The 11,635-nt window shown below is 37.2% G+C and carries 14 protein-coding genes; 4 read left to right on the forward strand and 10 right to left on the reverse strand.

Annotated elements, in window-relative coordinates; translation table 11 throughout:
- Nucleotide 1 precedes the first annotated feature (1 nt).
- The 4 genes from I6F65_RS03040 to I6F65_RS03055 all read right to left on the reverse strand — a co-directional run bounded on the left by I6F65_RS03040 (nt 2) and on the right by I6F65_RS03055 (nt 4,997).
- Nucleotides 2-1,408 carry a sodium:alanine symporter family protein gene (locus I6F65_RS03040; protein ID WP_197111502.1) on the reverse strand — a complete coding sequence of 469 codons (1,407 nt, stop codon included), beginning with the start codon at nt 1,406-1,408 and terminating at the stop codon, nt 2-4.
- A 425-nt stretch (nt 1,409-1,833) separates the two neighbouring features.
- Nucleotides 1,834-2,847 carry a patatin family protein gene (locus I6F65_RS03045; protein ID WP_197111504.1) on the reverse strand — a complete coding sequence of 338 codons (1,014 nt, stop codon included), beginning with the start codon at nt 2,845-2,847 and terminating at the stop codon, nt 1,834-1,836.
- A 281-nt stretch (nt 2,848-3,128) separates the two neighbouring features.
- On the reverse strand, nt 3,129-4,118 hold the full coding sequence (locus I6F65_RS03050) for an LLM class flavin-dependent oxidoreductase (RefSeq protein WP_024609910.1): 990 nt from the start codon (nt 4,116-4,118) through the stop codon (nt 3,129-3,131).
- A 126-nt stretch (nt 4,119-4,244) separates the two neighbouring features.
- On the reverse strand, nt 4,245-4,997 hold the full coding sequence (locus tag I6F65_RS03055; RefSeq protein ID WP_166113743.1) for a siderophore-interacting protein: 753 nt from the start codon (nt 4,995-4,997) through the stop codon (nt 4,245-4,247).
- A 131-nt stretch (nt 4,998-5,128) separates the two neighbouring features.
- On the opposite strand from I6F65_RS03055, the gene I6F65_RS03060 reads away from it, so the two are divergent.
- From I6F65_RS03060 to I6F65_RS03070, 3 genes are all read left to right on the forward strand, one after another.
- Nucleotides 5,129-5,548 carry a MarR family winged helix-turn-helix transcriptional regulator gene (locus tag I6F65_RS03060; RefSeq protein WP_166113746.1) on the forward strand — a complete coding sequence of 140 codons (420 nt, stop codon included), beginning with the start codon at nt 5,129-5,131 and terminating at the stop codon, nt 5,546-5,548.
- A gap of 82 nt (nt 5,549-5,630) precedes the next feature.
- Nucleotides 5,631-6,044, forward strand: a complete 414-nt coding sequence (locus tag I6F65_RS03065; protein WP_024609913.1) for a S24 family peptidase — start codon at nt 5,631-5,633, stop codon at nt 6,042-6,044.
- A complete protein-coding gene (locus tag I6F65_RS03070) occupies nt 6,032-7,291 on the forward strand; it encodes a Y-family DNA polymerase (RefSeq protein WP_197111506.1) in 1,260 nt (419 codons plus the stop codon). Before I6F65_RS03065 ends, I6F65_RS03070 begins: the two co-directional genes overlap by 13 nt.
- Nucleotides 7,292-7,366: 75 nt before the next feature.
- On the opposite strand, the gene I6F65_RS03075 is transcribed toward I6F65_RS03070, so the two are convergent.
- The 5 genes from I6F65_RS03075 to I6F65_RS03095 form a co-directional block, all read right to left on the reverse strand.
- A complete protein-coding gene (locus I6F65_RS03075) occupies nt 7,367-7,828 on the reverse strand; it encodes a hypothetical protein (RefSeq protein ID WP_166113752.1) in 462 nt (153 codons plus the stop codon).
- Nucleotides 7,829-8,025: 197 nt separating this feature from the next.
- Nucleotides 8,026-8,544, reverse strand: coding sequence for a DUF4240 domain-containing protein (locus I6F65_RS03080; RefSeq protein ID WP_024609916.1), 519 nt, complete (start codon nt 8,542-8,544; stop codon nt 8,026-8,028).
- Nucleotides 8,544-8,735 (reverse strand): YwbE family protein, encoded by a 192-nt coding sequence (locus I6F65_RS03085; protein WP_007583223.1) that lies wholly within the window; start codon nt 8,733-8,735, stop codon nt 8,544-8,546. Before I6F65_RS03085 ends, I6F65_RS03080 begins: the two co-directional genes overlap by 1 nt.
- A 68-nt stretch (nt 8,736-8,803) precedes the next feature.
- Nucleotides 8,804-9,085: a hypothetical protein gene (locus I6F65_RS03090; RefSeq protein ID WP_024609917.1), complete on the reverse strand. Its 282-nt coding sequence runs from the start codon at nt 9,083-9,085 to the stop codon at nt 8,804-8,806.
- Between the two features lie 15 nt (nt 9,086-9,100).
- A complete protein-coding gene (locus I6F65_RS03095; protein ID WP_024609918.1) occupies nt 9,101-9,313 on the reverse strand; it encodes a hypothetical protein in 213 nt (70 codons plus the stop codon).
- Nucleotides 9,314-9,412: 99 nt separating this feature from the next.
- Here I6F65_RS03095 and I6F65_RS03100 point away from each other — a divergent pair, with 99 nt between their 5' ends.
- The gene (locus I6F65_RS03100; protein WP_197111508.1) at nt 9,413-10,222 is read left to right on the forward strand and encodes an ion transporter; all 810 of its coding nucleotides are present in this window, start codon (nt 9,413-9,415) and stop codon (nt 10,220-10,222) included.
- A gap of 95 nt (nt 10,223-10,317) precedes the next feature.
- Here the strand turns inward: I6F65_RS03100 and I6F65_RS03105 are convergent, their stop codons facing one another.
- A complete protein-coding gene (locus tag I6F65_RS03105; protein WP_197111509.1) occupies nt 10,318-11,439 on the reverse strand; it encodes a DUF748 domain-containing protein in 1,122 nt (373 codons plus the stop codon).
- Between the last annotated feature and the right edge of the window lie 196 nt (nt 11,440-11,635).

The following is an 11,635-nucleotide window of genomic DNA, read 5'->3' on the forward strand; positions in this document are numbered from 1 at the left end:
ATTAGTCCCAAATGCCGTCTTCGCATTTACCCTGTACTTTTACATCTTTTACTTTAAATTCGGGCTCTAAACCTTTGTCTCTTTGTGCGTGGTAATCGCTGGTAACAGACAAAATAGTCGGCGTTAACAGTATAATAGCGATAACGTTAACCACTGTCATTAACCCTAAGGCAATATCGGCTAAATCCCACACTTCTTTTAACGTGGCTGATGCGCCCCATAACATCATTGATAAATAAAGCAAAGTGTAAATGCCGCGCCCTACTTTGTTGTCGAGCTTAAAGAGGTGCAAGTTACTCTCTGCATAGGCGTAATTTGCCACTACCGAGGTAAACGCAAATAAGGTAATTGCAGCTGCTACAAAGTAAACACCACCTTGTGCTAAGTGAGCGGTCATGGCGCTTTGCGTTAAACGAATACCTTCCATTTCGCCGCTTATATCTACATCGGCTAATAAAATAATAACTGCGGTGCAGCTACACAGTACGATTGTATCGAAAAATACGCCTAGCATTTGTATGTAACCTTGCGTTACAGGGTGGTTAGGAATAGGACTGGCACTTGCTGATGCATGCGGCACACTGCCCGCACCCGCCTCATTAGAATATAAACCACGTTGAATACCGTTTTTAATAGCCGCGCCCATTGCACCGGCACCTGCTTCTTGTAAGCCAAATGCTGATAAAAATATATCTTTAAGCATAGCAGGTACTTGCGTGAAATTTATAAGGGTAATAATGACAGCAGCGAGTACAAATACAATGCCCATTATAGGCACTACGCGCTCTGCAAATCGGGCAATTGCTTTAAAGCCACCGAGTATAATTGAGCCCGCTAGTACGGTAATAACCAGCCCTGAGTAAAGTGTAGGGACTTTAAACGCATAGTTTAGCGCGTCAGTAATTGTGTTAGTTTGCATAGCGCTAAAGGTAAAGCCGTAACCTAAAAACAAACACGCGGCAAATACAATAGCAAAGGCGCGACTACCTAAACCTTGTTGAATATAATACGCGGGGCCGCCTCTAAAATCGCCGCTGCTATCGCGCACTTTGTATACTTGCCCAAGTACGCTTTCGGCAAAGCCTGTTGCCATTCCCAGTATAGCAATAACCCACATCCAAAATATTGCGCCGCTACCACCAAGAGAAATTGCAACCGCTACACCGGCTAAATTACCGGTACCTACACGGGCGCATAACCCTGTGCAAAGGGCTTGGAATGATGAAATGTCGTCTTTTTTACATTTGCTACTGCCTTTAAGTAAGCTAAACATATGCTTAAATTTAAATATTTGGATGCCTTTTAAATGCACAGAAAACCAAATACCGGTAAAGAGTAAAATATAAATAAGTACCTGACCCTTCCCCCACAATAGGTCATTTACACTTTTTACTACGGTATCGAACATTACTAATCCCTTTTATTTTTATACTTTTACTTTATGTTAGCACCGACTTTAAACTCTGCATGCAGCGTCGTTAAAACGTTTGTTAAACATTAAAACATAATAGCTTTTAAGTTTTAATTTACCTCATAGTGAAGCATGTATTGGTGTTTAATAATCTGTAAGCAAGCACATTTTACATTGAATTTTATTTCTATAAATGTGAATAATAAATCACAACTACACTTTATATTGATTAGTTAAAAAATCAATAATATCTTTTTAAGATTCAGTATTTTGTTTTGTGTATGAGGGGTGTAACCGCTTTTTATTTTAATGCGGTTAGGCGTAATAAGAGTAATTAATAACAAAAAAATAGCGCATAAGGGTATGCGCTATTTATTAATTATATTTAAAATTTGGCTGTTGATTTACAGCTTAGTTACGGCTTAGTTATAGCTGTATTGTGTAGCAGCACCGTAGTGGTTATTACTGTTAACTTGTAAATTTTGTATTGCTAAGTATGAACGCCCTGCATCTAACCCTAGTTTATGATCAAAACGTAAGTCGTCATTCGAGCTGCCTAATAATTTACTGTGCAGCTTTTCGTCTGCAAATATTTGTATTATTTCTACATCATCAGGAGGATTAGCAATAAAGTTAAGCTCGTCTAAATAAGCTTGTTCGTGTTGTATTAAGTAGTCTAATGTTTTTGGGCAATAACCTGATGCAATAGCAAAGGTTCTTAGCTTTTGAACCCATGCAGACTGCGCCTGAAAATTAGCATCTACCGTTCTTATTACAACAATTTTTCGTGCGCCACGGTTGTACGCTTCACGAACGGGTAAAGGTGCTGCTAAACCACCATCGAGATAAAAATCGCTTTGAGTTTGTTCTTCAACTAAGTGTGTTTCGTTAGCTGCTTTTGCATCTAACCAAGGTGTTAATTTTACGCCTTGTTTATACAAAAATGGCAGTGCACTTGACGCTTTTAACAGCTCACGCCATTGCTGGCTTTCGCCTGTTGGCGATAAAAAGTACGCTTTTCTGTCTCGTGCATTAGTAGCCGTAATAAGTAACTCGCGATCACCTAAACTGGTTTTAGCCGTTTTGAAATCAATAGCTCTGTTTACTTCGGTGGTTTTGTCAAAGTACCAATCTAAGTCGACTATGTGTTTACCCACTAATCCTCGACCTAATTGAAAAAACCGTTTATTACGAGACAACCCTCTAATTAAACGCTTTGCATAGCCTTTTTGACGCGCTAAATAGCTAGTTAAATTTTGCGAACCTGCAGAGGTGCCAATAAATAAGTCGAATGGGTCATACTCTTGCTCTAACCAAGCATCAAGTACGCCGGCTGTGAATATCCCTCGCTGCCCACCGCCTTCAGCAATCAGTGCAACTTTTGGCTGCGCTGTTTTGTTAACTGAATTAGCTGTTGCGCTATTTAGAGACTTCACGGTGAACCTACCTTTATTTAATGATGTTTGGTTTAATACATACAGTGTAATAAATAAAAGTAATATCTTAAAATTGATTGTTTAAATCAGTTCGATTGATAAAATAGAACGCTATATGGTCGATAAATTGACTTAATATAAGTTAATTACTCTTTCAAAAGACTGGTTTTTCAATTTTACAGACATCACATAAATCAATTCAATGTATAAAATGAATGTTCTTTATTGATGCCTGCAACCTTAACAAAGACAAGGTGTACGCTTGCTTAACTAACTATATGCTAATGCTTTATTTCCATTAATATTTCGAGGGCACGATGGCGTTTTTCTTCATCAAATAAGTCGTTAGTAAATATAAACTCATCAACTTCGAGTTGTTTTACGATCATTTCTAACTTGTGTTTAATACTTACATGACCGCCGGTTACACTTAAGCTTAAAAAGTTTTCTACATGAGCGCGTTCTTGCTCGCTCCATAAACCATCCATTGTATCTACAGGTGGTTTTAACCACAGCTCTTTGCCTCTAATTAAAGCTAAAACACGTTGCTTTGACGTTGTAGATAAGTGCTGCGCTTCATCGTCAGTGTCTGCTGCCACTAAAGGCAGTGCAAGCATGACGTATGGCTTATCAAGTACGCTTGATGCTTTAAACTCGCGTTTATACAGCGCTATTGCGTCGTGTACAAAGCGCGGTGCAAAATGCCCTGCAAATACATACGGTAACCCTTTTTGCGCTGCAAGTTGCGCACTAAATAAACTTGAACCTAATAACCAAATAGGAACATTGGTGTTCTCGCCAGGAATAGCACGTATAGGATGCGTGCCGTTATAAGGACCCAACAAGGTTTGTAACTCGCTTACTTCTTGGGGAAAGCGTTCAGCACGGCTCATATCGCTATTTAATGCGCGGCTTGTTACTTGGTCGCTGCCTGGTGCTCGCCCTAGTCCTAAATCAATTCTTCCTGGGTATAAACTTTCTAATGTGCCAAATTGTTCAGCAACAACTAAAGGTGAATGGTTTGGTAGCATAATACCGCCCGATCCCACACGTATATTGTTAGTGTTGCCTGCAATATGCCCAACTAAAATAGACGTGGCTGCGCATATAATACCGGGCATATTATGATGCTCAGCGAGCCAAAAACGATTAAAGCCTAATTCATCGGCTCTTTGTGCATACTTGGTAGTTTTATGTAAGGTTTCGGATACCGTTGCCCCTTGAGGCATTGGTGCAAGCTCTAATAAAGAAAAGGGAATATTAGTTAACAAAATAGCAGCTCCTAAAAATGCATACTAATAATATGTTATTAGTATAAAACACTTAAATGGGACTGCTATGAGATCAATTCAAGTTACTTGAGTGTATAAAAGTAAATATGCATATGTTATTTAGCTCTAAGATATTCGAGCCAGTTCAGCATCGCGCTGGCGTAGTTGCTTGTAGCGTTCTGAGTTAAGCCCTTTTTTCCAATATCCCGATGAAACTATGTTACATCGCGGTATAGAAAAGCGTTCATCTAATTGTGTTTTAACTTTACGTACAAGCCCTGCTTCTAATGCCATAAATACAATAGGAGGTTGTTCGCTTATTTCTAAGTTACTTAATGCATTTAGCATGCTTTTGTCGGGAGTGCTGGTAACTAACCAATTTACGTTACGCGTTGTGTTTAAACTTATAATATCTTTCGCTGTGGGTACATGTATAAACGCATCAATGTTGGCGGCTTTTGGCAGTAGTTGTAAATACGCTTTAATTGCATTTACTGAGGTTAAATCGCCCAATAGTACATAATGACCGTGGTCATAGTTATCAAGTTTTTTAGGTCCAGGACCAGCTATAGCCACCCCGTCACCTACTTTTACTGATTGCGCCCATTGTGTTGCAGGACCTTGGTGCATATTTATAACAAAATCGAGTGTTATAGCGCCGTTGTTTAGGTTTATGTCTCTAATAGTATAAGAACGCATACATGCCGTTTTTATGTCTAAATCTATTTTATGATCGTTGGGGATCAACACTTTTACGTAGTTTCCAATATAGCTTGTTGATAAACCTTTAAACTCATCAGAGCCTAGCACTATACGCTGTAAATGCGGTGTAATTTGCTTTGTACTTAACACGTTAGCTTTGCGAATTTGTTTGCTCATGTATTACCTCGTTTTACAAAACTTGGATTTAAATAATAAGCTGCTAAAAGCAGACATTGCACAACGCCCCATTGGTTGATAAAATCAACTATAGCAATTTAATTGACATTGTCAACCATTATGGATTTAATATGAACTCTTCTCTTGCCAATACACTTTTTGTATTAATGCAAAACTACCGTGTAACAATACGTGAAGCCATTAATGCCAGTGAGCTTGAGCTAAACGCAATGCATGTACGTTGCTTGCATATTATTGCTGCTACTAGTAACTGCACAGCAAACGACATTGTGACCAAAACTCAACGTGATAAAGCACAAATAGCACGTTTGGTTAAGGAGTTAATAGCTTTAAATCTAATAAATAAATGCGCGAGTGAGCAAGACAAACGCTGTTTTATTTTATCGTTCACCTCTCAAGGCACAGCACTTTTTGATAAATTACTAAATGCAGAGCAATGTGTTAACGAGCAAATGTGTAAAAATTTAAACCCTCAACAAATCAATGACTTTTTAGACACTGCAAAAAAAATGATCAAAAACATGCAATGATCTTTAATGCATTACTTGGCATAAGTTAAACAAAACGCATATACTGTACACTTATACAGTATATGCGTTTTGGTTGACCTTTATGTTTGTTATTCCTATTTATATAGAAGCCGGTGTATGTGGATTTGAATCTCCCGCTGCACAATATAGCGAGCTTGGTGTATCGCTTGATGAATTATTAATTAAGCACCCTGATGCGACCTTTATTGGGGTTGCTTCTGGCAGCTCTATGCAAGAAGTGGGGATTTTTCAGGGTGACTTATTATTAGTAGACCGTGCAGAGCAAGCTAAAGATGGTGATGTAATTGTTGCTAATTTAAATGGCTTATTTGTATGTAAGTTACTTGATAAAACCAATGCACGGCTTTTATCGGCATCCCCTTTATATAAACCAGTGCAACTTACACCCAGTGATGAGTTTCAGCTTGAAGGCGTGGTTAGTTTATCTATTAGATTACACAGACAAAACCCCGAGTTACTTTCATGTATGCCTTAGTTGATGCGGTGTCTTTTTATGCCAGCGCCGAAAAGGTTTTTGATCCTGCTATTCGTTCTAAACCTGTTGTTGTACTTACAAATAACGATGGGTGTGTATGTGCGGTATGCCCTATTGCAAAACGTTTAAATATTCCTAAATTTGGTCCTTACTTTAAAGTGAAGCATTTGCTTGAGCAAAATAACGTAATTGTTCGCTCTAGTAACTACGAACTATATGCCAATTTAAGCGATAGAATGATGAACGTAATTGCTCGCTTTTGCGATACTCAACACGTGTATAGTATTGACGAATCGTTTTTACATTTTAATGGTTATACACCACTTATAAGTAGTTGGTACGACTACGGTCATACAATAAGGCGTACTGTATGGCGAGAAACCAAGCTACCTGTAGGCGTGGGTTTTGGGGTTACCCCAACGCTTGCAAAAGCAGCTAATCATGCCGCTAAAAAGTTGTCTGGCTTTAATGGAGTTGCTGTTATAGACACAGAGGGATCTAGACAAGCTATTTTACAAAGAATGAGTTGCCAAGATGTATGGGGCATAGGTAAACGCTTAGCTAAAAAACTTAAAATAATGAACATACATACGGCATGGCAATTAGCACAGCAAAACCCTAGTGCTATGCGCCGCACTTTTAGTGTAGTAGTAGAGCGTACAGTAAGAGAGCTTAACGGCGAAACATGCTTAAACTGGGATGATGTAAGACAAGATAAACGTGAAATATTTTCGACTCGTAGTTTTGGAGAACGGATATGCGAGCCCACGGCACTCAAAACAGCGCTTATTAATCACGTAACAATTGTAGGCAGTAAACTGAGGGCACAAAAGTCTTTAACAAATCAGCTTTATATATTTGCTGCAAGCTCCTCTCACGAGAACATTTTTTATAAAAAATCGTTTGTGTATAAATTTACTAATCCTACTAACGATACCTGCGTTATGGCAAATGCAATTTCAGAAGTGTTTGGGCAAATATACCAACCGGCAGTGCGCTTTTACAAATGCGGTGTAGGTGCTTTAGAGCTTACTTCGCAGCAATTTCAACAAGATGATTTGTTTAATAAATGCAATGACAATCCACAACTAATGAACTGCCTAGATGCGGTTAATAAACGTTATGGAAAAGGAATGCTTAGCTTAGCAAGCAGTAAGTTAAATGATCGTTGGCATATGAACAGAGCTTTTTTATCACCTCAGTACACAACTCGCTGGCGCGACATACCCAAAATACACTGCGAGTAACGTGAGTAGCCATTAGCCAGCTTAGTAACGTCTATTAGCTTAATTAGCTAATAGAGCAACTTAAATGGCTAATGTTTATTTACCGATATCTGTTTGCTTAAATGTACACTCTACACTTGGTTCACTTAACGTGTATGTAATGACATTATTAGGTAAGAATTTAATACTTTGGTTTATTATTTTTTCGTTGGCAAGATTTTCACAACGACTCATTCTTAAACTATTCTCAAGACCATCACTTTTATATTTTAATGAACTCGTAATAAAACAAAAGTTAGGTTTTTTAGTGGTTTGTGTTCCGTTATGTAAAGGTCCAAAAATAATTTCGTTACCTAATTTAAATCCCGCTGAAGCATTTTTTTCATCTTGTAAGCTTAAACGGCTATTAACGCACAAAGCCGAGTTAGCCGACACAACCTCATAAGCACCTAATTTAGTTTTTAAAAGAGGAATAAAACGCGTTTTATTACTTGGCTCACTAAAAGCGTAGGCACTTGTAAATGTAATTGCTAGCAAAGCAAATGTTATATATTTCATTGCGTGTGTGTATCCTCGAGAGTTAATGTGTTAGATAAGCGAAAAATGCTTATCTACTTAACTTTTTACAACTATAACAGAGATTTACTATAAAAGGAGAGAAGTCGTGCTACAGCGATTAGATACTACAACTAATCATTTTGTTGTTAAGTACGCTATTAAATACGTACCTAAACAACAAAACGATTAAATACAAATTACTGCCAATATTTTGCAAATAATAGAGGGTAACTTAACTTTAAAAACTTAGGTTTGTCTTTAAATCGCTTACCTTGAGGTTCGTCGCTTCCTGATGGAATAAACGGCAGTTCGTCATCGTTACGCTCTTCGTATAACAAGCCTGCGATTAAATCGTATTCATCAATATACGGATAAGGTTGTTCATTTAAAAAATAAACAGGTGAACACTGTGCAATTGAGTCGGCATTGAGTAAGGCGTTTTCGAACACTGTTTTACCGCGCGAAATCAACCAACATCTAAATTCACTAAAGCCATAATCATCGTTACAGCCAGCCATAACAAAGGCTGCGCCAAATAAGTCCCACGTAAAACATTTACGCATGCTTATACCAAAATACTTATCAAACTCTATAAGTTGTTGGTCGGTTAAATCTGTTAATTTACTTTTTAAATTGTCGCTTACACTTTGCGGATCAAGCCCTAAATCAGGAGCGGTTACTAAATCCCAAAAAGCATGCTCTGTTAATGCTGCCATTATAAAATCTCTTTCACTCGGCCAACTTGACCATCTTCTAAACGAACTTTAATACCGTGTGGGTGATTAGGCGATTTAGTTAAAAGACGTTCAACAACACCTTCGGTCAATGTACCGCTGCGTTGATCTTCTTTTAATACAATATTTACTGTTGTGCCTGGTGAAATTTGCGAACGCGTAGGAACAGCCATAATTTGAACCCTAAAAATAATTTATCTAATTATAACGTCCATGTGATGTCATACCAACTAAACCGCTGTTAATTGGCTAAAAATGAGATGTGTGCTGGTTTTACATTCAATTTAATACTTGCGAGTTGCTTAAGTATTATATCCGCTAAGTCGCCAAGTTGTGGTTTTGCATTTTCAAGCGCAATTTCGTCGTTAAAGTAGCACATAACTTTTAATGTGCTGGCTTCATTATTTAAATCGACCGTATGCGTTAGGTAATCAAAGCCAAATACCGTTTCTTTTATTGTTTCGCACGCAACAGTTAGCGCTAGGCGAATTTGTTTATCTCGTAGTTTTTGAGTTTTAGTCATAAATAATAATGCTACTTATTTGGTATCTGCTTGTTGCTGTTTTTTAAATTCTTCATAATTAGAATCTTGATTATCTAAACATTCATAATATTCTTTGTCTGCTTTGTAATTGCACTCATCAAGGCGCGCCGATTGAACTTCATGAAAGCGGGTTTCAGAGCTACAAGCGGCTAAAACACACAACCCAACAATAAGTAATGCACTATTTTTTAGTTTATTGATAAACATTAACTTCCTTACACTTTCTATATCGAAAAAACGTTAAATTATTACAATGTTATTGTATATTAGCGCCATAAAATCTTATTCCTCACAGGACCCACTATTATGATGTCGCAGTTGCAAAGGTTGTTTCAGCGTATAGACAAAAGCAAGATATTTCAATCATTTGTTATAGCTGTAATAATTGTTTCTGCTTTGACTGTAGGCGCACATACCTACTCACTACATCCAACGGTAGAACTTGCTCTAAATTGGATGGATATAGGCATAACGGCATTCTTTTTGATTGAATTAGCTATTCGCTTTGTTGCAAGTAAAGGTATAAAAGATTTCTTTTCTAAAGGGTGGAATATATTCGACACCATTATAGTGTTAGGTAGTTTATACCCTGCGGCAGGCTCTACCATGTTAATTGCGCGATTACTTCGCATATTTAGAGTATTGCGATTGGTGTCTATGATCCCAGAGCTGCGATTATTAGTTAATTCATTGTTTAAAGCAATTCCGAAAATGGGTTATATAGCGCTTTTAATGTTTGTTATTTTTTACATTTACGCCGCAATGGGTAGCATGATGTTTGCTGAAATAAACCCTGTGCTTTGGCAAGATGTATCTATATCAATGCTTACATTATTTAGAATAGCTACATTTGAAGATTGGACCGACATAATGTACGAAACTATGGCGGTATACGATTTAAGTTGGATTTACTATTTAACCTTTATATTTTTAACCGCATTTGTATTTTTAAATATGATGGTAGGCGCAATACTTGAAGTAATGAGCGAAGAGCATCGTAATGCCCGAGAAGAACTTGCAGATAACGAGTCACTCCCTGCAACACAAGGCCAAGTAAGCGAACTACAAGCTCAAATTTCAGAGTTAAAAGAGTTATTGAGTAACCGCAAAGAATAATGTGCATAACCAATATTAAAGCACCCACTTATATTTAAAAGTGGGTGTAATTAGGGCTAAGCGTTAACTTATAACTATTACAAAGCACCTTCATTTCACTCATCATTTGTAGATTCGTTATTCATATCTTCAAAAGATATGACGTTATCGACTTTCATTTTAAAGGCATCAAAAAATGCATTTTTTAATACTGAAGTAACAGCCTCAATAGTCGACACATCTGCGTTGTCGAGTTGCCCATTTATAGGGATGCGCGCAGCTACAAGCTTAGATTCATCGTTTTCTAGTATGGTACTTAGCAAATCAACGCTGCCTTCAAATATTGCTGTAAACACCCCATCATCATCTTTTTCTATATCTTCTCGCCAAGAAAAAACACTCAAGTTTTGAACACCCGCTTTTACATAGCCATTTAAATTATTATTTTTAGCCACCAATTCCATAGCGCCATCAATGCCACCCGCTTCAATATCAAACGGTGTATACACTTTAAATACAGTATCGAGGTTTTTAACTGAAAAACGCTGCACCTCTGCATTTAAGTCAAAATTAGCCTGTTTACTAAAGGGATCAAGTTTGCCATTAAGTTTTAAGGCTGCCTCGCCCATTAATGCTCCCTCAACATTTAAAGTAGTCACAAGTGTTTTTGATAAGTTTTGAGCATTGGTAATATTTTTAATTTCGGCATTAATATTTGATATAAAAGTTGGTTTTTCACCGCTGTTAGTTGAATTAACTAAGGTTAGCTTTCCTTGCTTTATAGTTAGTGTATCGATAGAAAACAACACTAAATTATTAGCAAGCCCTACCCATGTTGTTTCGTCTTTAACTTGTTTATTTTGCTCTACTGTACTTGGGTCTTTATCGTAAATAACTATTTCAGGACGCGTAAACGCCATGTTTGTTACTAAATTACCTTTAAAAAGCGCCGACCATGCAAGTGAAAAATCGAGTGTTTGTACTGCAAGTAATGGTTTTGGGGATGAGGTTGCATTAACAGCATAAATTTCTACATCATCAATGGCATAAGCCCCTCGATATAGAAATAAATCTACGTCACCTACATGCCCAGTAATCCCTTGAGTATGTTTTAGCTGATAATTTACATACTGTTGTACCCCGTAAGGAGCCGCTATTCTGGCAATAACAAGCAATAATATAATTACCACTATAGAATTAAACCATTTACTGTGTGATACATTAGAAAAAGAGCTCATTGTAATTTCCTTTACCTGAGACGTTACAAATGAGTATTTTAAACATGTAAAAACTACGCAAAATTGTAATTAAACTGCGTACATGAGTTTAAAATACTCAGTTATTTGAGTCTGTTGTAATTAAAGTGGCTAATTTAGCTAATAAAGCAAAGGCTGTACCAGTTTATAAATACGTAAATATAAATAAACGATAAAG

The organism is Pseudoalteromonas sp. SWXJZ94C (assembly GCF_015864385.1).
Lineage (GTDB): Bacteria > Pseudomonadota > Gammaproteobacteria > Enterobacterales > Alteromonadaceae > Pseudoalteromonas.